The organism is Marinobacter sp. SS21 (assembly GCF_028369065.1).
Lineage (GTDB): Bacteria > Pseudomonadota > Gammaproteobacteria > Pseudomonadales > Oleiphilaceae > Marinobacter.
In genome coordinates this window covers 1-23,243 of record NZ_JAQNDA010000009.1, presented here as the reverse complement: position 1 = coordinate 23,243, position 23,243 = coordinate 1, and the positions used below count along the sequence as shown (strand labels likewise).

Here is a 23,243-nt window from a genome sequence, read left to right as displayed (position 1 = left end):
GCACTTCCATGTGGGCCGTGACATCAAATCTTTTCGATACCGAGTGATAGTAATGACGCGTTCCCTCCAACCGCCGTCGTATTGATGCAGCGAGCCCGCTCCGTCACAAACCGCAGCAGATAGTGGGGACCACCGGCCTTGGGTCCGGTGCCGGAAAGGCCCCGTCCACCGAAGGGCTGAACGCCGACCACTGCACCGATCTGGTTACGGTTGATGTAGCTGTTGCCCACTTTGACCTGACGCTCAATATAGGCGGCGGTCGTTTCGCTCCGACTGTGAATGCCCAACGTCAGGCCGTAGCCCGCGTCGTTGATCTCGTCGATCACCTTGTCCAGGTCTTGCGCGGCGTAACGCACCACGTGCAGAATCGGACCAAAGTTTTCCTTGCTAAGCTGTTTGATCGTGTCGATGCCGTAGGCCGACGGCGGAATGAAGAACCCCGCCTGGCACGACGGCGGCATCGGAGCCCGGGCAATGTAACGCCCGGTCTTTTCCAGGTGTGCCAAATGCTGCTGCAGTCCTTGCTGGGCCTCCTCGTCGATCACCGGCCCCACATCCGTGCTGTGCAGGGCCGGGTCACCCACCGACAGCATCTGCATGGCGCCGGCGAGCAGCTCCTCCATCCGATCCGCCACGTCGCGCTGCACATAGAGCACCCGCAAGGCCGAACAGCGCTGTCCAGCGCTGGCAAAGGCGGAGTGCAAGACATCTCTGATCACCTGCTCCGGCAGCGCACTGCTGTCAACGATCATCGCGTTCTGACCACCGGTTTCGGCAATCAACGGCACGATAGCGCCCTCACGTGCGGCCAGGGTGCGATTGAGAATGTGCGCGGTTTGGGTGGAGCCGGTGAACGCCACCCCGGCAACCCGAGGATCTGGAACCAGAGTGCCGCCGATGGTGGCGCCGTCTCCGGGCAGCAGCTGGATCGCATCGGCAGGAAAACCGGCCTCCAGCATCAACTCGACGGCCCGGTGCGCCACCAGGCTGGTCTGTTCCGCGGGCTTGGCGATCACGGCATTGCCAGCCACCAGGGCCGCCATGATCTGCCCGCTGAAGATCGCCAGCGGGAAGTTCCACGGACTAATGCACAGGAACACGCCCCGCCCTTCCATGTATAACTCGTTGCTTTCGCCTGTCGGCCCGGGCAAGGCGATGGGCTGGCCAAAGCGAGCGCGGCCCTGCGACGCGTAATAACGACAGAAGTCCACCGCTTCGCGGACTTCGTCGATGCCGTCTTGCATAGTTTTGCCGGCCTCGCGGCAGCAGATCGCCATCAACTCATGAAGATGGGATTCAAGCAGGTCGGCAAATCGCTCCAGGCATTGCGCACGCTCCTCCACCGGGCGCTCGCTCCAGGCGCGAAAGCCCTTATCCGCCACCGCCAAGGCCTCCAGCGCCTGCTGTTCCCCGGCCCAGAACACCTGACCAACCCTTTGGGTTTGGTCATGAGGAGACAGGACGTCTTTTCGATCTCCCTCACGGCGGGTCTCGCCATTGACCAGCGGTCCGGCCTGCCAACTGGAAGCGCCCCATTTGCCAAGCGCTGCCAACAACGGATCAAGGTGGGCTTCGACTTGAAGATTCAGGCCCCCGGAATTTTTTCTTTTGTCGCCAAAGATGCCGGCAGGCAGCGGGATACGATCATTGGGCAGAGATTCAAACTTGAGCAGTTCCTGCACCGGATTACGCACCAGGTCCTCTACCGGGGTGGCCGCATCGACCAGGCGATGAACAAAGGAAGAGTTGGCGCCGTTTTCCAGTAACCGTCGCACCAGATAGGGCAACAGATCCTTGTGCGCCCCGACCGGCGCATAGATCCGCACCGGATAGTCGTGCTGCTCCAGTACCGTGTTGTAGAGCGCATCCCCCATGCCGTGCAGGCGCTGGAACTCAATTTTGCGGTCCTTGTGCCGGCACATGGCCAGCACCGAGGCCACGGTATGGGCGTTATGGCTGGCCAGTTGGGGGTAGAGAGCGCCTCTGGTGTAGTCGCTGAGCAGGAAGCGCAAGCATGCCAGATAGGACGTGTCGGTGGCCTCCTTGCGGGTAAAAACCGGGTAGCCGTCAAGCCCCAGTTGCTGACAAAGCTTGATCTCGGTATCCCAGTAAGCGCCTTTGACCAGCCGTACCGGAATTTCATCGCCCTGCTCTTTGGCCAGTTTGTTGAGCCAGCACAGTACCGGCAGCGCACGCTTGGAATAGGCCTGCACAACGAGCCCAAACCCTCCCCAGCCCTGGCACACCGTGGAGGTGTAAAGTTTTTCAAACAGTTTGAGCGAAAGTTCCAGCCGGTCCATTTCTTCCGCGTCGATGGTGATGGCGACGTTCTTGGAGCGGGCCGCCTTTAGCAGGCCGACCACGGTGTCGTAAAGCTCGGTGAGCACCCGCTGTTCCTGGGCCACTTCGTAACGGGGATGCAGCGCCGAGAGTTTGATGGAAATGGAGGGTGCCGGCGCATTCCCCGCTGGCGTGCGATCGTCGCCCACTGTATCGATGGCCTGAAGGTAATCGGCCAAATAGCGGGCGGCGTCTTGCTGGGTCATGGCCGCTTCGCCGAGCATGTCGAAAGAATAGGTGTAGCCTTTTTTGCGGTAATCCCGGGCGTTCTTGAGAGCTTCGCGTATATCTCGCCCCAGCACGAACTGCTTGCCCATGATGGCCATGGCTCGATACATGGCACTGCGGATCACCGGCTCTCCGCTACGTTTGACCAACTGTTTCCAGATAGTGGACGGGGAACCGTCCAGATGCCGATCCATCTTGATCACCCGACCGGTCAGCATCAATCCCCAGGTAGACGCGTTCACCAGTGTTGAGTCACTGCGGCCCAGGTGTTTTTGCCAATCGGCTACCGACATCTTGTCTTCGATCAGCGCATCGGCAGTACGCTTGTCGGGAATGCGCATCAGCGCTTCGGCCAGACACATCAGCAAGATGCCTTCCTGGGTATCGAGGCTGTACTCCTGCAACAGGGCGTCCACCATGTGCACCGAGTCGTCCTGTTCACGAACCTGCTGGATGAGGCGGGTGGCGATCTCCGTCACCTCTCGGTGCTCGGCGGCATCGCTTTGGGCCAGCGGAATGAGTTCGTTCAGGTAGGCGGCTTCGTCAACGGCATAGTTGTCTGCCATGCCCTGCCAAAAAAAAGACCTGGGCTGTTCTTGAAAAGCAGGCTCAAGCACCTTGCTTGCATCAAACATGGGACACCTCTCGAAGCTTTTACGTCACAGACCGCTGTGATGCTTGCGGACGTAACGACCTTGTCGTTATTCGCTATGAGAGTCAGGAAACTCGCGTTGTTCCGTCAGACGCCCTGACATGGTTCAGCTCGACCTTAAGGTCAGCTGGCCCGTAAAGGTAGTCGGGTTTCCTGGCCAAAACTTACAAAAGCCTACGATTTAGTTGCCAAATCCTCCGATAGTTCCAGAACTGCACTCATTTCCAGCGGAAGAGCGGACGCTGCGCTGTTGAGATGGCGCAGTTGCGATGGAATGGTGCCACGATGCTTTCTCAGAGCGTTGGTCAGCGCACTCTGACTGGAGAAGCCAGTACGATAGCTGACTTCCGTCGCCGACAACTGAGTTGAGGTGAGCAACTGAACGGCTTGATCCAGCCGGATCTGAATCAGATATTGATGGGGCGATACCCCGGTCAGACTGCGGAAAATTTCGTGAAACCGGCTGACACTCAAGCAGGCAACATTGGCCAAATCCTGCACGGTAATTTTTTTGTGCAGGTTCTCCATAACGTAACGGCGAATGGTGTCAGGGCTAAGACCGGCACGATTTCTCCGTGGCCGCTGGCTTTGGCTCTGCACCCGATTGGCCAGGCAATGGAGAATACCCGCACTGAGATGCCGCCTGAGGCCGTCGTTATCTGGCGTTCGGTCAAACTCCGCCGCACAGAACTGCACCAATCCCTGCAGTTTATTATCCAGGTTGACGGTTCGGGGCCGTTCGAACAAAGGCGCCAGCTGATCGTATTCGGCGTGGTCCGGGGAATTCAAAGCAGGAACATAAGGATCGAGGTTGATGACCAGTACATGGTTCTGCTGGTCTCCCCGGTAATCGTGGCGAACTTCGGTCGGTAACAGGCAGGCGCTCCAGGTGTCGAGACGCGCATCGCTGCCTTCCACACTCAGCTCCGCCTGCCCACGCACCCCGATCACCAACTGGTGATAATCGTGGCGATGCTGGTGAGCCGCTTCCGGCAGTTTTAGCAGGTGCGCATTTAACATAGGGTCTTATCTGATCGAAAAATCAGGGGAGACGGTAACCTGTTTTCATTAAAGCAGAAATCGGCGAATTGTACATAAAACACCCAGGCCGTTGACCGCCTGGAGCGCCGGCATGGGCAGCAGCGGCAAGGCGATCTGCTCGGCGCAGTCTGTGTAATCCGTCCAGCGGAGACAACGGGCAATTGTACGTATAGGTGGGAAAGCGGCCGAATCGGCGGTGACAATCAGGGACACAGAGGCGGCCAGCGGTGCAGGTCACGCCTGGACGGCGACGCCGTGATAGCCCAGGGATAAAGTAAAACGGTGGATTACGACTGGATCAAACGCATCAACAGGGCGCGCACCTGCTCGGAGACCGCTTCCAATGGGGACGACGCATCCACCACATGATAGCGGCCGGGGTTGTCACGGACCCGATCCAGATAGCATTGCCGGATACGCTCGAAAAAAGCCACCTCTTCCTGCTCAAAGCGGTCGAGCTGTCCCCGTTTCGCGGCTCTGGCCATGCCCGTTTCAACAGGCGCGTCCAGCACAATCACGTGGTCGGGTCGCACTTCGCCTTGAACCAGAGTCTCCAGCATGGCGATGCGATCACTTGAAACCCCGCGACCGCCGCCCTGGTACGCAAAGGTGGCGTCGGTAAATCGGTCGCACAAAACCCATCGGCCGTCGGCCAGCGCTGGCAGGATTCGGTTGTGCAAATGCTGGGCGCGGGCAGCAAACATCAGCAACAGTTCGGTGGTTTCATGCACCGACTCCTCCCGGGGCGCAAGCAGCAACTCCCGGATCAATTCCGCCATGGGTGTACCGCCAGGCTCCCGGGTCACCTCCACGGCAATACCCTGCTCCCGCAGGACGGCTTCAGCCTGGGCAATCTGAGTGGATTTGCCGACACCCTCGGTGCCCTCGAAGGTGATGAACTGGCCGCGTTGAGTCACTGCTGGGTTCCAGGCTGCTGTGGTGGTGGGAAGGACCGATAGTTGGCGCGGCGGTTCAACTGGAATTGCCTGACCGCCTGCTGGTGTTCGGCCAGCGTCGCCGAAAACTTGTGGGTGCCATCGCCCCGGGCGACAAAATAGAGCGTGCGGCCGTCCGCCGGGTGCAGGGACGCATGAATCGCTTCCCGTCCGGGCAACGCAATGGGTGTCGGCGGCAAGCCGTCGATGCGGTAGGTATTGTAAGGAGTGTAACGGCGCAGGTCACGGCTGCCGATACGGCCGTTGTAGCTGTCGCCCATGCCATAGATGACCGTGGGATCGGTTTGCAGGCGCATGCCCTTTCGCAGCCGGCGAACAAAAACTCCCGCAATTTCACCACGCTCATAGGCCACCCCGGTTTCGCGCTCGACAATGGAAGCCATGATCAGGGCTTCGTAGGGCCGGTCGTAGGGCAGGCCCTCGGCGCGCTGCGACCACTCCTCGGCCAGCACCCGGTTCATCGTCTCGAAAGCCCGCCGGAGCAGGTCCAGGTCGGAATCCTGACTGGAGAAAAGGTAGGTGTCGGGAAAAAAGCGACCCTCTGGATGTTCACCATCCGCGCCCAGTGCCGCCATGATCTGCTCATCAGTCCATTGTGAGGTGACATGACGCAGCCGGTTGCTGGCAGCAAGAGCCGCACGCACATCCTTGAAGGTCCAGCCCTCGATGAATTGCATGCTCCAGCTTTTGGTATCCCCTGTCAGCATGGCCTGCAGCATATCGTTGCCACTCATGCCATCGGTAAACTCGTACTCGCCGGCTTTGATCTGGGTCTGATCGGGGAACAGGCGACCATGGATCCGCAGCCAAAGGCTCCGGTCCACCAAACCAACTCGCTCAAGCTGGCGGGCCACCTGGGAAAAGGCCATGCCCTGAGGCACGTCGAACAAGACCGGTTCAGTCAGGGTGACAGGGGCATCCAGGGTTTTCAGCCCCTGCCACAGCCAAAGGGCACTACCAGCTGCGGCGAGGACCAGGGTACAAACAAGGGCGATCAGAAAGGTTCTAAACAAAGGCATTACTTCAGACTGGTCAGTGGAGCGCAAATTGTCGCAAGGGTGCGGTCAATTGGCAAATGCTGGCAACCAACCCTGCGAACTGGTACCACACCGACTACGCTATTGAGCAAGTACAGGCCCAGACAGCCGGGTCGGTTCAGCATCGACAGCGGGATTGGCCGTTCTCGTACAGGCCTGCCAGCCGCTTGCAAACTCGCGGTGACATAATCCAACATGATGCCGTGAACCGCCACAGAACGCACCGGCGGAGTCATCCAGCCGGACTGGTGGTGTAACAGCACATTGGTACGCCCGCCTTCCAGCAGCCGCCCCGCCCCATCGGTCAACAGCACGTCATAGACCCCAGGGCGCAATTCCATGCTGGCCATCACCTGGTCAAGCCGGTTAAGGGATTTGAGCCCGGCCAATGCCGGATTGACCACCAGGGGATGCTGGGCCACCTGGGCAATTACCCCGGAGGAATCGGGCTGCGCCGGCGTGTCATGGCGAGAGCAAATCAGACAAGGTTCGCCGACGCTGGACGGCACATAGCCTCGGCCACCACTGCCACGGGTGAGAATCAGCTTCAGTACCCAGTCGTCGCTAGCGGCATAACGCGCAAGTGCCTGCGCAACGGAATCCGCCAACTGATCGCCTGTGAGGGCAATTCCCAGCCGTCGCGCGCCCATCAGCATGCGATGCAGATGCTGGCGCAACAGGATGGGCCCGCCCCGGTACACCCGGATGGTTTCAAACACCCCGTCACCGTAGGCAAGCCCCCGATCGCTTGCGTCAATCGGGGCCTGCTCGGCCCAAACGAGCATTACCACGGCATCACTCAGTCGTCATACCGACGGAAGATCAGCGTACCGTTGGTACCGCCGAAGCCAAACGAATTGGACAGAGCCACCTTAACATCGGCCTGCCGGCTCTGATTGGCCACAAAGTCAAGATCACAGCCTTGGTCCGGATTCTCCAGATTGATGGTCGGAGGCAACACGCCCTCACGAACCGCCAACACCGAAAAAATGGCCTCTACCGCCCCCGCAGCGCCCAACAGATGCCCGGTCATGGACTTGGTGCTGCTCATCGCCAACTTGCCGGCATGGTCGCCAAACACGTTCTTGACCGCTTCCACTTCGGCCACGTCGCCAATCTGGGTCGAGGTTCCATGAGCGTTGATGTAATCCACCTCCGCCGGTGCCAGCCCAGCGTCGCGAAGGGCGTTCTGCATGGCTTTCTCAGCGCCCTTGCCGGATGGCGCAGTGATGTGGTGGGCGTCATCACTCATCCCAAAGCCGATGACCTCGCCGTAAATTTCCGCTCCCCGGGCCTTGGCGTGCTCCAGCTCCTCAAGCACCAGCACACCGGCGCCGTCGCTGAGCACAAACCCGTCCCTGTCTTTATCCCATGGACGACTGGCCTTTTGCGGCTCGTCATTACGGGTGGACAGCGCCCTGGCGGCGGAGAAGGCGGCAATCCCCGTGCGAGTGGTGGCCATTTCCGCGCCGCCGGCCAGCATGACATCGGCGTCGCCGTATGCGATGGTACGGGCCGCATAACCGATGTTATGGGTCCCGGTTGTGCAGGCGGTGGTAATCGCGATGTTCGGTCCCTGGTAGCCAAATTTGATGGCCACGTTACCGGAAATCATATTGATAACCGACGCCGGCACAAAAAAGGGCGACACCTTGCGCGGCCCGTTCTCGGACAGCGCGATGACGTTCTTTTCGATGAATTCCAGGCCGCCGATACCAGAACCGATGGCAACCCCCACCCGGTCCGGGTCCAGGGCTTCAAAACGATTCAGCCCGCTGTCTTCCACCGCCTGCTGAGAGGCGATCAGCCCGTAGTGGATGAACGCATCCATTTTGCGAGCGTCCTTCGGCGACAAGTAAGGCGAGATATCCAGGTCCTTAACCGCTCCGCCGATCTTGGTGTTGTAGTCTGCGGCATCGAAGCGGTCGATCAGGCCAATACCGCTGCGGCCTGCCTTGATGCCCTCCCATGATGTGGCCACGTCGTTCCCCAAGGGGGAAAGCATGCCCAAGCCCGTAATCACAACACGTCGTTCAGCCATAACACCCTTCACCTAAGTCCATTCATCTGATTCAAGCGACATTGCGGCCATAAAAAAGCCGTCCCGTAGGTACTGCTCAGGACGGCTTCTGCTTGGCGTATAAATCGAGCGGAGTATCAGGTGTGCGCGACGATGTAGTCGATCGCGTCCTGAACACTGGCCAGCTTTTCCGCTTCCTCGTCAGGGATCTCGGTCTCAAACTCTTCTTCGAGCGCCATGACCAGCTCAACGGTGTCCAGTGAGTCAGCGCCAAGGTCCTCTACAAAAGAAGATGTGCTTTGAACTTCGGACTCTTTCACGCCCAGTTGTTCACAAACGATCTTCTTCACGCGCTCTTCAACTGTACTCATAATTTCCTCACTTTGATTTCAAACCAAGCAACATATTGGATTGCCAGTTTAGTTTAAAGCCCATTCGCAAACAAGCGAACAAACTGTCTAACATCTTGTGCAACAAGGGATTACAACCATAGTTCCGTTATAACCATCGTCACGCAAGCATTATCCCATGTACATGCCACCATTGACGTGAATGGTTTCACCGGTGACATACCCCGCGGCCTCCGAGGCCAGGAAAGCCACCACGGCGGCAACTTCCTCCGGCTCGCCGAGTCGACCGGCCGGTATGACTTCCATCATAGACTCGCGCTGCTTATCGTCCAGTTTTCGCGTCATATCGGTGTCGATAAAGCCCGGAGCCACACAGTTCGCGGTAATTCCGCGATTGGACATCTCTTTAGCCAGACTGCGAGTAAAGCCTTCAACACCCGCCTTCGCAGCGCAATAGTTCGCCTGGCCGGGGTTGCCCATACCAGCCACCACCGAACTGACGTTGATAATCCGGCCCCAGCGAGCCTTGGCCATGCCCCTCAGCACCGCCTTGCTGAGACGGAACACGCTGGCCAGATTGGTTTCAATAACATCCGACCAGTCGTCGTCTTTCAACCGAAGCAGCAGGTTATCCCGGGTTATGCCGGCGTTGTTCACCAGGATGGCCGGCGCTCCCGCCTCTTCCGCGACTTGTTTGAGCCCGGCTTCGATGCTTTGCGAATCGGCAACGTTCATGACGATGCCGAAGCCATCGTACCCTGCCGATTTCAGGTGATCGGTAATCGTCTCCGCACCTTCGGCGCTGGTTGCGGTGCCCACCACTCGCGCGCCCTGGGCTGCCAGCGCCAACGCGATGGCCTTGCCTATGCCGCGAGTTGCACCGGTTACCAGCGCAATCTTTCCTTCTAGAGACATGGATAGCTCCCTTGCTTTCTATGTGTATCCGGTCGGTATGGGGCCAGGCCCCGCCTATAGGGTCACGCCTGGGCAAAGGCCTTGATGGCGGCGTCTAACCCATCCGGAGTTTCAATCCCATGCACTGCCAAGCCTCGATCAATACGCTTCACTAATCCAGCCAGCACCTTGCCCGCGCCACACTCCACCGCGACAGAGACCTCCTCTGAGACCAGCTTGCGGATGGAGTCGGTCCACAGCACAGGAGAATACAACTGGCGAACCAGATTGGCCTTCAGGGTGTCGCGATCCTGGCCAGAAAGCGCGGACACATTCTGCACCACCGGGATGACAGCATCATTAAAGCTCACTTCATCAAGCGCTTTTTCCAGCTCTTCGGCAGCTCCCTTCATCAGCGCGCAGTGCGACGGCACGCTGACCGGCAGTGGCATGGCCTTACGGGCCCCCTTGTCCTTGCAGACCGCGATAGCCCGCTCCACGGCAGCAGCCGCACCGGCAATAACCACCTGCCCAGGGGCGTTGAAATTCACCGCGGAGACCACGTCGCTGCCAGCGGCTTCTTCGCAGGCTGCCACCACATCGTTATCTTCCAATCCCAGGATGGCCGCCATACGTCCCTCGCCGGCCGGAACCGCGTCTTGCATCAGCTCGCCACGCAGACGAACCAGCTTGACCGCATCGACAAAGTCCAGGCTTTCAGCCGCGACCAAGGCACTGTACTCGCCCAGGCTGTGACCAGCGACAAAATCGGGCCGGCCTCCATCGAGCACACACCATTGCCGCCACAGAGCTATGCTCGCGGTCAGCAATGCCGGCTGCGTCACCATGGTTTGATTCAATTCTTCAGCAGGTCCGTTCTGACATAAATGCCAAAGGTCATACCCCAGAACCTCGGATGCCTCGGCAAACGTCTGTTCAATCATCGGCCAGTGAGCGACTGCATCGCCCAGCATGCCGACTGATTGAGAACCCTGACCAGGAAAAATAAAGGCTGTTTTCATAGTTGGAATCTTACCGTTAATGAGCATTTCAGGAGATTAGCCAATAGTACAAGGCAAGTATTACAACAACCATTGCGTTCCGAGGGAAAGATCTTGGACATTGGTCGCAGGCGATGATCAGATCATCAGGTCATCCAGGCGGGCATTGATGCGACTGGGCACTTCCATTTCCACTTCACGAGCCGCCTGACGGATCGCGGACAACATTGCCCGCTCATTGGCATTACCATGGCTTTTGATCACCACACCCTGCAGACCGAGCAAACTTGCTCCATTGTGACGGGACGGATCCATCAGGCGCAACAAACGGCCGAGTATTGGCCTGGCGAGCCAACCAACAAAGCGACCATAAACACCCCGGGTAAACGCTTGCTCCAACAGCTCGATCAGCAGCCCGGCAACTCCCTCGCCGGTCTTTAGCGCAATATTGCCTACGAAGCCGTCGCACACCACCACGTCGGCGACGTTGCGGAACAGATCACTGCCCTCGACATAACCGATGTAATTCACACTGTCACACTGGGCCAGAAGATGGGAGGCAAGACGAACCTGCTCATTGCCCTTGATCTCTTCTTCGCCGACGTTGAGCAGAGCAACCCTGGGCTCCGGCAAATTGCTGATGGCAGACGCCATCAACGAGCCCATGAGCGCAAACTGGTAAAGATTCTCCGCACTGGCGTCCACGTTAGCGCCCAAGTCGAGCACATGACACTGACCACGCAGAGAAGGAATCAACTTGGTGATGGCGGGACGTTCAATGCCGGGGTACATGCGGATAATGGAGCGACCAAAGGCCATCAAGGCTCCGGTATTGCCAGCACTGACACAACCCTGGGCAACGCCATCGCGCACCAGACGCAGGGTGACCGCCATGGAGGAATTCTGTTTATGACGAATCGCGTGGGAGGGGCGCTCGTTCATTCGCACCACGTCGACAGCCTCCTCGATTCGAATTCGAGGGTGGCCCTCACGCAACAAGGCCTCGAGCTCGCTCTGGATTCCAACCAGAACAATACTCAAGGCCTCGTTTTCGCGCACTGCATCGAGAGCGGCCGACACGGTGATTGCCGGCCCTCGGTCGCCACTCATGGCATCGACGGCAATGGTGACTGAGTTCACCGCTGGTCCGTCAGGCATGGATGCAGCTTAAGACGCAACGATTACTCGTCGCGCGCTTCAACCACCTGCTTGCCACGGTAGAAGCCGTCGGCAGAGACGTGGTGGCGACGATGAATCTCGCCGGTGGTGGCATCGGTGGACAGAGTCGCGGTGCCCAGTGCATCGTGAGAGCGGCGCATACCGCGCTTAGAGCGGGTCTTTCGGTTTTGCTGTACAGCCATGATTATGCTCCTGACCTTGTAAAACTAGCGTTCGTAAAAAACAGCGTCCCGGCGCGCCAACAAGAGAGCGCCTGCGCCTGCGTATTTAATGCTTTTTCGTCTTAAGCCCGGCCAGCACGCTGAACGGGTTTTCCCGCTTCGGTGCTGAAGCTACGGGCTCCGAATCGCCCGCTTCCAGTTCCTGCAGCTGCTCCCTGGCTGGGCAATCACCCAACGCATGCACCGGGAAAGGCGGCAAGACCAGCAATAGCTCGTCTTCCACCAGGGTCCACAGGTTGGCACTGAACTCGTCCGTCAGAAACGGCTCCAGCTCTTTGGGCAACCGTTGGGCCTGCTCATCACTGGTCACCAACCCTAGCCGGAACTGAGATGTCAGGGTCGCCTGCATCGGAGTCATACAACGCTGGCACTCAAGCTCGACTTCGGCTTCCAGCTCTCCAGACACCACACGGCGACGCTCATCATCCATAGAGAACGCGAGCGAGACCTGACATTGCCCACCTTCAGCAATCCCAGCCACACAGTCAGAAAAACGATCCAGGGCTTTAAGGGGAACCCGGCCTTCCAGAACGCTGCTCTGCTCCGCGAGTTTGTAAGGATCGACGGTCTTTGGCAATTCGGCGTTTGACATAGGCGCGCAATTTTAGGGGGCTGACCCGCCGGTGTCAAAGACTTCGTTAACAAATCCGGGCCAGCGCCGTGAAATTCAACAAGGTGCAGCGTTCGGCACGTAACATTGCCGACACAATAAGGGTAGTATAGCCCGCATCAACACCAACCCGGGAGGACGCTCGAATGCCCGCCAAACCGCTTGTACTCGCCTCCTCGTCGCCCTACCGGCGGCAACTGCTGAGCCGGCTCGGCCTCCCGTTTGACCACGCCAGCCCGGACATCGACGAGTCCCGACAGCCCAACGAAAGCGCCGGGCAGCTCACCGTTCGACTCGCCACCGAGAAGGCCCAGGCCCTGGCAACCCAATATCCCAATCACTGGATCATCGGCTCGGATCAGGTCGCCACCCTGCCAGACGGCAGCATTCTGACTAAGCCCGGCGATCACGGCCGCGCCGTCGACCAGCTTACCCGATGCAGCGGGCACACCGTGCGTTTCCTGACGGGCCTTGCGCTCCTGGATTCCGCCAGCGGACAGACGAACACCCTGTGCGAAGCCTTTGAGGTGACCTTCCGGACACTGAGCCGCGACGATGTCGAGCACTACCTGCGCACCGAGACTCCCTACGACTGTGCCGGCAGTTTCCGCATGGAGGGACTGGGTATTGCGCTGTTTTCCAAACTGACGGGACGGGATCCCAACAGCCTCATCGGCCTGCCGCTTATTGGCCTGTGCGACTTGCTACGAGCCTGGAACCTTGAACCGCTGGCGGCGGCCTACCGCAATTCCAGCCGGGACTGAACCAACTGATCGGCGAAGCCGGCCCCCAGCGACACGCCAAAGCGCCGAATGAGATCATCCAGCTTGGAGCCTCCGCGGGTGTAATCCACCAGCTTTTCATGGCCGACAACATCCCGTGCCACCTGGGAGGTACTACCCAGCCCGTCCACCAGCCCCAACGCCTGAGCCTGCTCTCCACTCCAAACCAGCCCACTGAACAGCTCGTCCGTCTCCACCAGCCGATCACCGCGCCCCTGGCGGACCTGCTCGATAAACTGACGATGCGTGGTCTCCAGCACTTGCTGCCAGAACGCCACTTCACTCTCCTTTTCGGGCGAGAAAGGATCAAGAAACGCTTTATTTTCACCGGCCGTGTACAGGCGCCGCTCAAGGCCAAGCTTGTCCATCAGTCCGGTAAATCCGAAGCCACCGCCCACAACACCAATGGAGCCGACCAGACTCGCCTTGTCGGCATAGATCTCATCAGCCGCAGCGGCAATGTAATAGGCACCGGAAGCACCAATATCGACAATCACCGCATACACTTTCTTCTCGGGATACTCCTCCCTGAGACGACGAATCTCGTCATAGACGTAGCCAGCCTGCACCGGACTCCCACCCGGACTGTTGATCCTCAACACAATGGCTTTGGCGGACTTTTCCTCAAAGGCCTCACGCAACGCACCCACCATGTTATCAGCACTGGCCAACTCGTTCGCCGCAATGGTGCCGTTGATCTCAATCAATGCGGTGTGCTCGCCAATGGACGGCTTCATGCCCTCCCCCATTGGAAACATAAACGCGAACAACAGCACGAACAGATACACGAAGGTGAGCAGCTTGAAAAACACCCCCCAACGGCGGCTCTTGCGCTGCTCTGTCTGCAGCGACATCACCAGCTTCTCGATCAGCTTCCAATCCCTGCCCGACTCGCCACCGGAGACCCTCACCGGCCTGCCTCCTTCCGGCTCGCCCCAGCCTGACTGCTTGTCACCATCCCATTCCGACATCGCTGCATCCTGTCATTAAGTGTTGATCCCATCCCCAATGCCAATGAACTCCGGCACGACTAAAGCCCAAGCACAGCCCTGAGCGTCGCCACCGACTCCACCACCGCATGGGGGCCGTACCCGTTGAGCACATCCCGCTTATGAACCCCCCACTCAACCCCAATGGCCGGCATGCCGATGCGCTGGGCCATTTCCAGGTCGTAACGGGTATCGCCAACCATCACCGCCTCAGAGGCGTCGAGACCATAGAACTCCAGGATCTCCAGCAACATGGCCGGGTCCGGCTTGGAGCGGGTCTCATCGGCACAGCGGGTCAGATCGAAATGAACACCCAGCCCGCTGCTTTGCAGAGCGCTGTCGAGTCCACGCCGGCTTTTGCCGGTGGCGACCGCACAGCCGCGGCCCGACGCCTTCAGGTCGACCAGTACCTCGGTCATGCCCTCAAACACATTCTGCGGCGTGGTCATCTTGGCGAAAAAATAGCGCCCATAGTTATCGCGGATGCCCCGCATCTCTTCCCGGGTAATCCCCGGATACAGAGTCTCCAGCGCCTCAACCATGCCCAAACCGATAATATCCCGGTAGGCTTCCCGCTCAAGCGCGGGAAATCCAAGGTCCGTTGCCGCCTGGTGCAGACTTTCCGCAATGTGGTCCACGGAATCCACCAGGGTGCCGTCCCAATCGAAAATAACCACTTTGTGCTGTGCCACAGCAACCTCAACCTGACTGCGATGAAAGACCACGGACGATCAGCTCGTCCGCTTGTTGTTGATGTCCTGGGCATTGGCGCCTGAAGCATTGATACCAGGACGCAGCGCCAGTTTCTCCAGCATGACACCGAACGGCTCGTCGTAGGGCGCTTCCAGACGCATTGCATCGCCTGAACCGGGCAATGCAAACTCCAGGGCAAACGCGTGGAGCATCAAGCGCCGCCCGCCTTCGGCCCGGAACGCCTTAAGACTGGCGTCATCCATATACTTGTCATCACCGGCAATGGGGTGACCCGCGTAAGCGCTGTGCACCCGAATCTGGTGAGTACGTCCGGTCACCGGCGACGCCTGCACCAGACTGTAGCCAGCATACACCGTCAGCACCCGGTAGGTGGTCAGCGATTCTTTACCTTCATCATCCACTCTAACCCGGCGCTCGCCGTTGCTCAGCTCGTAACGGAGCAACGGCGCGGCCACCCGATCCACTGCGGCCGGCCAAACGCCCGCCACCAGGGCATGGTAATGCTTGCGAATCCGCTTATGGCGCAGCTCATCCTGCAGGAAACGCAAGGCTGAACGCTTCTTGGCGACCATGATCAAGCCTGACGTGTCCCGGTCGAGTCGATGCACCAACTCCAGAAAACGCCCCTGAGGTCGCGCTGCCCGCAACACCTCGATCAGACCAAAATCGAGACCGCTCCCCCCGTGTACTGCGATACCGGCGGGCTTATTCACCACCAACATGTCGTCATTCTCGAAGACGATGGCGCTCTCCATCACCTCCTGAACCCGCGCACCCGGCAGAACCGCCACCTCCTTTTTCTTTTGGGTTACGGGCGGTATCCGCACCTGATCGCCGGACTTGAGCCGGGTATCCGGCTTGACCCGCCCTTTATTAACCCTGACTTCGCCCTTGCGAACAATACGGTAGACAACACTCTTGGGAACCCCCCTGAGCTGGGCAAGGAGAAAGTTGTCCACCCGCTGACCGTGATTGTCTTCGCCCACAGTCACCCAACGAACGGCAGAACGTTCGCCCTCGGCGCTCACTGTCGAAACCTGGGGACGACGGGCCGGATGTGAGCCGGTACTCGGTTTTTTGCTGGAACCTCGGGACATAACACCCTGTCGGACTATTAACGCTGTATGATTGGAGCGGTGACGGTCCCCCCGGTTGTACGGGATTGATGGGTCCGACATTTACTGTTATATTCCGGCGTGCTCTACCGTTTGTCTACGGCACGGCCACATTGCCCATCGCCGGAGCGGCAGAAGTATACCGATACGAATAGGCAGTTTGAACGCCGACAAGAAAGTTTCAGCGCCTGCACACCGATCTTGACTGGCTGCAGTGCGCGAAATGCTTCCGCAGAGTGCCCTGAGTCTTCGGTTAACCGAAGGCATCATCACCCCGGAAGAATGCTGATAACCGTGCGGAAAACCGACGGGAAACATCGCGAAGAATTATCAACACGCAGGACCGGGCCGTCCAGCAAACCAGTATGACATGAGACCCAGGCGCCCGCGTGAAAAATGAATACGAACAACATGCGTGAACAGACACGAACACGACAGAACCACCCCCAGCTTTTTGGCTTAAGGATGGTCTGCTGTTATTTCAGTCGAACGGAGATTGACTCCGTAACCATCTGATTTGTCTGACCGCCCGTAGAGGTTATTGGCGGCACGCCCGTTCTGCTTCGCAGATGCCACCCTCCCGGTTTTCTGTCCCAACAACGACAGGAACCAATTCTTTCCATGAAAAGAATGCTAATCAATGCAACTCACCCTGAGGAGTTGCGGGTCGCTTTGGTCGATGGCCAGCGCCTGTTCGACCTGGATATTGAATCAAGTACGCGGGAACAGAAAAAAGCCAACGTCTACAAGGGACGCATCACCCGCGTTGAGCCCAGCCTGGAGGCCGCTTTTGTTGACTTTGGCGCCGAGCGCCACGGCTTCCTCCCACTGAAAGAAATCTCCAAAGAATACTTCAAGAAATCTCCTGGCGAGATTGAAGGCAAGATCAACATCAAAGATGTGGTCTCCGAAGGCCAGGAAGTCATCGTTCAGGTTGACAAGGAAGAGCGCGGCAACAAGGGCGCCGCCTTGACCACATTCATCTCTCTCGCCGGACGCTATCTGGTACTGATGCCCAACAATTCCCGCGCCGGCGGCATCTCCCGTCGCATCGAGGGTGAAGAGCGGGCACAACTCAAAGAAGCGATGTCTGGCGTTCAGGTTCCCAAGACCATGGGCATCATCGTGCGTACCGCAGGCATCGGCCGCAGTACCGAAGAGCTGCAGTGGGATCTGGATTACCTGGTGCAGTTCTGGGAAGCCATTACTCAGGCCGCTGGCGAACGTAAGGCTCCGTTCCTGATCCACCAGGAAAGCAACGTGATTATCCGGGCGATCCGGGACTACTTGCGCCAGGACATTGGTGAGGTTCAGATTGACTCCGCCATCGTCCATGAAGATGTGCTCAACTTCGTCCGCGCGGTCATGCCGACGTTCGAAAACAAGATCAAGCTGTACCAGGACGAAATCCCCCTGTTCAGCCGCTACCAGATCGAGGGCCAGATCGAGACCGCTTTCCAGCGCGAGGTGAAACTCCCCTCTGGTGGCTCCATCGTGATCGACCCCACCGAGGCCCTGGTCTCTATCGATATCAACTCCTCTCGCGCCACCAAGGGCCAGGATATTGAAGAGACCGCGCTGCAAACCAACCTCGAAGCGGCCGAGGAAATCGCCCGCCAGCTTCGTCTGCGGGACATGGGCGGCCTGATTGTCATCGATTTCATCGATATGACGCCGGCCAAACACCAGCGGGAAGTGGAAAACAAGGTCCGCGAAGCCCTCGAACTGGACCGTGCTCGGGTTCAGGTGGGCAAGATCTCCCGCTTCGGCCTGCTGGAAATGTCGCGGCAAAGGCTGCGCCCCTCCCTGGGCGAGACTCGCAGCGAAGTTTGCCCCCGCTGTAACGGCCAAGGCACCATCCGGGGCATTGAATCCCTGGCGCTGAGCATCATGCGCCTGATCTACGAAGAATCTTCCAAGGAAAAAACCGGCGAAGTCCGAGCCATTGTCCCGGTGGTGGTGGCAACGTTCCTGCTGAACGAAAAGCGCAAGCAGCTGGCCGATATCGAAGCCCGCCAGAGCGTCAGCATTGTCGTTGTTCCCTCCCCTCACCATGAGACTCCGAACTTCGAAATCATTCGCGTTCGCGACGATGAAACGGGTCCGGAACGAGTCTCCAGCTACCAGGTCGCAATGGAGTACTCCGAGCGCGAAGACGAAATCACCGAAGTGATTGCAGCCCGCGAACAACCGGCGCGTCAGGAAGCCGCGGTGAAGGCCGTCCGTCCGACGGCCCCGGCCCCCGCTCCCGCCAGCCAGCAAGCGGAAGCCGTCGCCGAAGCAAGCCAGGATGAAGGTCTGTTCCGCCGACTAGGCCGGAAGATCGCCGAGTTCTTCCGTGGCGAATCGCCCCAGGAAACCACCACCAGCAAGCGCCAGCCGGCCCGTCCGGGTGATCGCCGCAACCAAGACCGCCAGGACCGTCGCAAGTCCCGGGTCGCCAAGGTCGATGACAGTCAGGACAAACGCAGCGGTCAAGAGCGCCGCAAGCCGCAAGGTCAGGCCCAGGGCCGTGGTGAAGAGAGCCAAGGTCGCGGTCGTGGAGCCAAGGGTGGCGGCAGAGATGGCCGTCAGCAGGACGGTGGTCGTGGACGCGGTCGTGGCAAGGGTCAAGGTCAAGGCCAAGGTCAGCAACCCGCCGAAGCCCGCCGCGACAGCGACGAGCAACGCAAGACCTCCGGTGGCCGTGGCCAGGAACGCAAAGCCCAAGGCGGAAACCGGGACAAGCAGGAGGCGCAAGGGCCAGACAGCGCAGCCGACAAGCCCCGCAAGCCTCGCCGCCAGCGCAACCGTGACGGCTCACCGGCAGACAAGCCAGGCAGCGCGCCAGCGGAACGCAAAGCGGAGCGGCTAGAGAAGCACCAAAAGGACACCCAACCGGAAAAGGCCCAGGAAAGCACCGCCAAGGCCGATAGTGCAGCGCCCAAGGCGTCCAAACCTGACGCGGCCAAAGCCGAAGCCCCAAGGAGTGAAGCCCCAGAGCAGGCCAAAGCCGACAAACAGGCTGGCGCAGGCAGCAAACCCGAAAAGCAGGCAGCGCCTGTGAAGGACACCAACGGCGAAGCCACCAAAGGCAAGCCGGAGTCCGCTCCGACGGAGAGAAAGTCCGCCGCCAAGGCGCCAGCGGCGACCGAAGCCCCGACCACCGAAAAAGTCGAGGCCAAACCTCAGTCGTCCAAGCCTGAGACCAAGGACTCCAAGCCTGAGGCCAAAGAGGCCAAGCCGATGGCCGCGGAGACATCGCCAGCGCAACCCGCGCGCAAGGCAGATACCGCCAGCGACGACAGCAAGGGCGCCAAATCCGCGCAACCGAGCTCAACCACGGCAACCCCGGAGGTCAAGCCCGTCGAGGCGGATACAACACCGAAGGCCAAGGCCGCCGATCAGGCGCCAAAAGCGCCGGCGAAGCCCGCTGACAGCGCCAAGAGCGATGACGAGCCGGCGAAAGCCGCTGACAACGCCAAGAGCAAAGGCGAGCCGAAACCGAAGCCAGCCAAGCCGGCAGCAAAGACGGCCGAAGCCAAGGCGCCGGCCGCCAAGAAGCCGGACGCCGAGGACAAGCCCGAACCCAAGCAACCGGCAACAGAACCGGCTCAGGTCAAGCCAGAGGTTGCCGCCAAGCCAGCAACGGAGAGCGTCCAGGCCGAGCCCAAGCCGGCTCCGGCCGAATCCAAGCCGGCGGAACCGCCGGTCACACCGGGTCGGGCCTACAATGACCCACGGGAAGTACGCAAGCGCCAGCAGGCAGCGGAAGCGGCCAAAAAAGCCGAGGGGAACTGATTCATGCTCAGCAATGCAGAGATTGAAGCCGTGGAAGACATCCTGTTTGCCGAACCCTGGGGGGACGACGCACTGGACTTCTTCGGCCTGCATGGCGTGATCTGTGCCAGCGTGGTGGGCCCGGCAGCCCTTCAGGTTGCCGACGTCTTCCGGCTCGCCACGGGGGTGGATCAACCGCCCCCGGCTGGCGTGCCGGAAGTGTTCAGCCAGGCCGTCGAAAAGCTGGCTGACAGCATGCGCTCAGCACTGGATATGGGGCTGCCTCTGGAACTGCCGGAACCGGAAGACGGCGATCCGATGAATGCCCTGGAGAACTGGTGCGCGGGTTTTGTCGACACCTTCCTGGAAAACGAAGAGCAATGGCTGGAGATTCACGAAGAGGACACCGCCAATTTGTTGGTGCCGATGATGACCCTGTCAGGATTGTTCGATGACGAGGACTTCCAAAAGGTGCGCGAGAGCGAAAAGTTGAGCAAGCAGATGGCCGATGCCATCCCGGACTCACTGACCGACCTCTACCTGTTGTTCCACGCCCCGGCTTAAGCTGAGGCTACCTCCAACGGCTGACGAAAATGCTGCCAGACAGGCTCCAGACCTGCTGGCAGCTTTTCCATTCGTCCCAGCTCACACCAGGGCGCCCCCGGGAAATGGAAATCGCTGCCCTGAGAGGCCCAAAGCTCCTCCCGCCGACATAACTCTGCCAGAAAACCGAGATCACCGGACTGCTGTCCCGAGGTGGACACCTCAATGGCACGGCCACCCGCACGCTTGAAATCCGCTACCAGGTTTCTCAGCTTCGTTGCCGTCAGCTTGTACTTGCGGGGATGCGCGACCACGGCGATACCTCCAGCCGCGGCAACCCAGCGTACCACCTCCGCCAACTCCGGCCAGAATGCCTTAACATCCCCGGGCTTGCCGGCGCCGAGGTGACGGTTGAACGCCTGGTTCATATCACTGACCACGCCCTGCTCGATCAGCGCCCGGGCGAAGTGCGGACGCCCAGGCACATCGCCCCCGGCTTTCTCTGTCGCCAGGGTGAGTAGCGGTTCCGGGTCCTTTCGGGAAAGTCGTTCGGCAATTTTCCGGGCACGCCGCCAGCGATTTTCGTGCTGACTCGCCAGGACCGCCAGAAACTCTGGGTCCCGGTGGTCAAAATCCAATCCCACCACATGAATGGTCTGGCGATGCCAGACGCAGGACAACTCCACCCCGTTGATGATGGACAGCCCCAGAGCGCCGGCATGTTCACGTGCCTCCGCCAGCCCTTCGATGGTGTCGTGGTCGGTCAGCGCCAGATGACTAACGCCCTGCTCGCTGGCGCGTTGAACCAGTGCCTGCGGACTGAGGGTGCCGTCCGAGGCGGTGCTGTGGCAGTGGAGATCAATGCAGAAGGTCGAGCCTTGGGGTATAGTCACGGCTACTCAATTAGACAAAGGGTTCGGAGCTACAGTGTACCAGCCGCACGGAGCACTGTATGCGTCCGGCGATGAAATTCATGTCAGGGAGAATTCCATGTATTACGCCATCATCAGTGAAGATGTGGACAACAGCCTGCCGTTGCGTAAAAACGCCCGCCCCGCCCACCTGGCTCGCCTGGAAGCGCTTAGAGACGAAGGCCGGTTGCTGGTCGCCGGCCCCCACCCGGCACTCGACACCCCGGACCCGGGCGATGCAGGCTTTACCGGCAGCCTGGTGATCGCTGAGTTCCCGTCGTTGGAGGAGGCCTGTCATTGGGCCGACGCGGACCCCTACGTTGAGGCCGGTGTCTACCAGGCAGTAACGGTCAAGCCGTTCAAGCCGGTGCTGCCTTAGCCCCGAATCCTTGGATGAGTTTTTTGTAATACCGCTTACCTTGATTGAAGGTACGGCTGTGACAAAATTAGCGTTCTAAATTGAAACTCAGGGAAAGACACACGTGACTGCAATTCGCCTGATCGTCTGCACACTTTTTTGCTTGGCCGTGGGCGCCCATGCCCAGGCAAAGACCATGTATATCGATGACACCCTTCAAATCAACGTCCGAAGTGGCGAAGGCAATCAGTTTCGGATCCTTCGTAGCGGGCTGACCAGCGGCACCCCGGTCGAACTGATTGAAACCAGCGAGTCCGGATACAGCCGTGTCCGTACTCAGGACGGCACCGAGGGCTGGGTCATTACCCGCTATCTGACCGACACCCCCATCGCCCGGGACCGGCTGGTTCGGGCCAACCGAGAACTGCAGCAGGCTCGGACTCAACTGGACGCCCTGCGGGGTGAGCTCCAGCAACTGAAGGACGAGCGTAACCAGCTGGCAACCTCGGAGAGTACGCTTGAGACCCGCGCCCAGTCCCTCAGCGAAGAGCTGGCCAACCTCAAATCCATTTCCGCCAACGCACTGAACATCAATCAGCGCAACTCGGAGCTACAGGAAGAGAACCAGCGCCTACGCAACGATGTGGAAGTATTAACGGCAGAAAAGGAACGCTTGGAAACCAAGAGCGAATCGGACTTCATGCTGCTCGGAGCCGGCCTGGTCCTGCTGGGCATCCTGTTGGCCTTGATCATTCCGATGCTGAAGCCGTCCAAGAAGGCCGATAACTGGGCCTGATTGAGCCAGCGGGGACGCTAATCCGCTGAATGCGGTGCAACCCACAATATATGCCACCCCCAAAAGCGAAATCCCACTAAATAGGGGGTTTTCGCTTTTTTTATATCATCCCGTTCTTTGACCGCAGCCAAAATGCATCTTATATATAAGAGACAACACATACGAGGGTGCTGGGATGTCGATGAGCATGAAGGACTACTCGGAAAAACGGGATTACTACCGGATGCAGCTGGATTCCGGCATCCAGATTACGGATAGCCTTGGCCGATCATTTACCGCCATTTGCCGGGATCTAAGCGGCACGGGAATGCAGCTTCTGGTGAGCGAAGCCCTTGAAGAAGGGGCCGAAGTGCACACCCTGTTGCCGACCACCAGCGACCGGTTCCCGCCCCTGGAAACCATCAGCAAGGTGGTGCGTTGCACGCCCAGCGCCGACGGTTATCTGCTGGGTCTGTCCATCGTACAGGTGAAACGCTAAAACGGAAAAAGCGGCCCATAGGAGGCTGTGTAAAAACGAGTTATACAGCCTTCAGGCGGCCAAGCAAAAATGCCCCGGACTCTCTCCGGGGCATTTTTCGTTCCAGGCGTCCGACCTGAATGGGCTCAGATCCGGCAAAAATCGCTGTCAGGCGAGCCTGGCCAGCATACCTTTCACACCCAGAATGTTGATCGCCCGCATCAGGTTGTAGCTGAGCACCGCAAGGCTGTACTCGCTACTGGCGGAGCTCAGTCCCCAGCAGGTAAATC

22 protein-coding genes are annotated in these 23,243 nt (G+C 59.4%); 6 read left to right on the top strand and 16 right to left on the bottom strand.

The annotated features are described in order from the left end of the window. Positions 1-23: 23 nt before the first annotated feature. The 12 genes from putA to N6L25_RS12845 form a co-directional block, all read right to left on the bottom strand. On the bottom strand, positions 24-3,203 hold the full coding sequence (gene putA, locus N6L25_RS12900) for a bifunctional proline dehydrogenase/L-glutamate gamma-semialdehyde dehydrogenase PutA (RefSeq protein ID WP_271981004.1): 3,180 nt from the start codon (positions 3,201-3,203) through the stop codon (positions 24-26). A 191-nt stretch (positions 3,204-3,394) separates the two neighbouring features. After that, entirely contained in the window at positions 3,395-4,240 is an 846-nt protein-coding gene (locus N6L25_RS12895) for an AraC family transcriptional regulator (RefSeq protein WP_271981002.1), read from the bottom strand. A 308-nt stretch (positions 4,241-4,548) separates the two neighbouring features. Further along, positions 4,549-5,178, bottom strand: a complete 630-nt coding sequence (tmk, locus tag N6L25_RS12890; RefSeq protein ID WP_271981000.1) for a dTMP kinase — start codon at positions 5,176-5,178, stop codon at positions 4,549-4,551. Next, the gene (gene mltG / locus N6L25_RS12885; protein ID WP_271980998.1) at positions 5,175-6,236 is read right to left on the bottom strand and encodes an endolytic transglycosylase MltG; all 1,062 of its coding nucleotides are present in this window, start codon (positions 6,234-6,236) and stop codon (positions 5,175-5,177) included. Before mltG ends, tmk begins: the two co-directional genes overlap by 4 nt. Next, positions 6,236-7,039 (bottom strand): aminotransferase class IV, encoded by an 804-nt coding sequence (locus tag N6L25_RS12880; protein WP_271980996.1) that lies wholly within the window; start codon positions 7,037-7,039, stop codon positions 6,236-6,238. The genes mltG and N6L25_RS12880 overlap by 1 nt, the downstream gene beginning before the upstream one ends. Positions 7,040-7,053: 14 nt before the next feature. Further along, a complete protein-coding gene (gene fabF / locus N6L25_RS12875) occupies positions 7,054-8,295 on the bottom strand; it encodes a beta-ketoacyl-ACP synthase II (protein ID WP_271980994.1) in 1,242 nt (413 codons plus the stop codon). 116 nt (positions 8,296-8,411) lie between these two features. Then, positions 8,412-8,645: an acyl carrier protein gene (gene acpP / locus N6L25_RS12870; RefSeq protein ID WP_092021478.1), complete on the bottom strand. Its 234-nt coding sequence runs from the start codon at positions 8,643-8,645 to the stop codon at positions 8,412-8,414. A gap of 150 nt (positions 8,646-8,795) precedes the next feature. Continuing rightward, positions 8,796-9,539, bottom strand: a complete 744-nt coding sequence (fabG, locus tag N6L25_RS12865; protein WP_271980989.1) for a 3-oxoacyl-ACP reductase FabG — start codon at positions 9,537-9,539, stop codon at positions 8,796-8,798. 62 nt (positions 9,540-9,601) lie between these two features. Continuing rightward, a complete protein-coding gene (fabD, locus tag N6L25_RS12860; protein WP_271980987.1) occupies positions 9,602-10,540 on the bottom strand; it encodes an ACP S-malonyltransferase in 939 nt (312 codons plus the stop codon). Positions 10,541-10,657: 117 nt separating this feature from the next. Continuing rightward, positions 10,658-11,659: a phosphate acyltransferase PlsX gene (gene plsX, locus N6L25_RS12855; RefSeq protein WP_442915245.1), complete on the bottom strand. Its 1,002-nt coding sequence runs from the start codon at positions 11,657-11,659 to the stop codon at positions 10,658-10,660. Positions 11,660-11,700: 41 nt separating this feature from the next. After that, positions 11,701-11,880 (bottom strand): 50S ribosomal protein L32, encoded by a 180-nt coding sequence (gene rpmF, locus N6L25_RS12850; protein ID WP_271980983.1) that lies wholly within the window; start codon positions 11,878-11,880, stop codon positions 11,701-11,703. 85 nt (positions 11,881-11,965) lie between these two features. Further along, positions 11,966-12,511 carry a YceD family protein gene (locus N6L25_RS12845; RefSeq protein WP_271980981.1) on the bottom strand — a complete coding sequence of 182 codons (546 nt, stop codon included), beginning with the start codon at positions 12,509-12,511 and terminating at the stop codon, positions 11,966-11,968. 164 nt (positions 12,512-12,675) lie between these two features. Between N6L25_RS12845 and N6L25_RS12840 the strand changes: the two genes are divergently transcribed. After that, positions 12,676-13,293, top strand: coding sequence for a Maf family protein (locus tag N6L25_RS12840; protein ID WP_271980979.1), 618 nt, complete (start codon positions 12,676-12,678; stop codon positions 13,291-13,293). Here N6L25_RS12840 and N6L25_RS12835 read toward each other — a convergent pair. From N6L25_RS12835 to rluC, 3 genes are read right to left on the bottom strand one after another with little or no spacing between them, the layout of a single operon-like run. Then, positions 13,269-14,282, bottom strand: coding sequence for a S49 family peptidase (locus N6L25_RS12835; protein WP_271980977.1), 1,014 nt, complete (start codon positions 14,280-14,282; stop codon positions 13,269-13,271). The two genes, N6L25_RS12840 and N6L25_RS12835, sit on opposite strands and share 25 nt — an antisense overlap. Positions 14,283-14,341: 59 nt before the next feature. Next, positions 14,342-14,992 carry an HAD family hydrolase gene (locus tag N6L25_RS12830; RefSeq protein WP_271980975.1) on the bottom strand — a complete coding sequence of 217 codons (651 nt, stop codon included), beginning with the start codon at positions 14,990-14,992 and terminating at the stop codon, positions 14,342-14,344. Positions 14,993-15,031: 39 nt separating this feature from the next. After that, complete coding sequence (gene rluC / locus N6L25_RS12825) at positions 15,032-16,042, bottom strand: 23S rRNA pseudouridine(955/2504/2580) synthase RluC (RefSeq protein ID WP_271980973.1); 1,011 nt, start codon at positions 16,040-16,042, stop codon at positions 15,032-15,034. Between the two features lie 708 nt (positions 16,043-16,750). On the opposite strand from rluC, the gene rne reads away from it, so the two are divergent. Together rne and N6L25_RS12815 are read left to right on the top strand one after the other, a co-directional pair. Continuing rightward, positions 16,751-19,909, top strand: a complete 3,159-nt coding sequence (rne, locus tag N6L25_RS12820; RefSeq protein ID WP_271980971.1) for a ribonuclease E — start codon at positions 16,751-16,753, stop codon at positions 19,907-19,909. A 3-nt stretch (positions 19,910-19,912) separates the two neighbouring features. Next, the gene (locus tag N6L25_RS12815; RefSeq protein WP_271980969.1) at positions 19,913-20,452 is read left to right on the top strand and encodes a YecA/YgfB family protein; all 540 of its coding nucleotides are present in this window, start codon (positions 19,913-19,915) and stop codon (positions 20,450-20,452) included. Here the strand turns inward: N6L25_RS12815 and N6L25_RS12810 are convergent. Further along, complete coding sequence (locus tag N6L25_RS12810; RefSeq protein WP_271980967.1) at positions 20,449-21,324, bottom strand: PHP domain-containing protein; 876 nt, start codon at positions 21,322-21,324, stop codon at positions 20,449-20,451. The two genes, N6L25_RS12815 and N6L25_RS12810, sit on opposite strands and share 4 nt — an antisense overlap. A 97-nt stretch (positions 21,325-21,421) precedes the next feature. On the opposite strand from N6L25_RS12810, the gene N6L25_RS12805 reads away from it, so the two are divergent. The 3 genes from N6L25_RS12805 (at position 21,422) to N6L25_RS12795 (ending at position 22,974) form a co-directional block, all read left to right on the top strand. Continuing rightward, positions 21,422-21,721 (top strand): YciI family protein, encoded by a 300-nt coding sequence (locus N6L25_RS12805; protein ID WP_271980965.1) that lies wholly within the window; start codon positions 21,422-21,424, stop codon positions 21,719-21,721. 103 nt (positions 21,722-21,824) lie between these two features. Then, positions 21,825-22,496 (top strand): TIGR04211 family SH3 domain-containing protein, encoded by a 672-nt coding sequence (locus tag N6L25_RS12800; RefSeq protein WP_271980963.1) that lies wholly within the window; start codon positions 21,825-21,827, stop codon positions 22,494-22,496. A gap of 187 nt (positions 22,497-22,683) precedes the next feature. Beyond that, the gene (locus tag N6L25_RS12795) at positions 22,684-22,974 is read left to right on the top strand and encodes a PilZ domain-containing protein (protein WP_271980961.1); all 291 of its coding nucleotides are present in this window, start codon (positions 22,684-22,686) and stop codon (positions 22,972-22,974) included. The last annotated feature ends 269 nt before the right edge of the window (positions 22,975-23,243 follow it).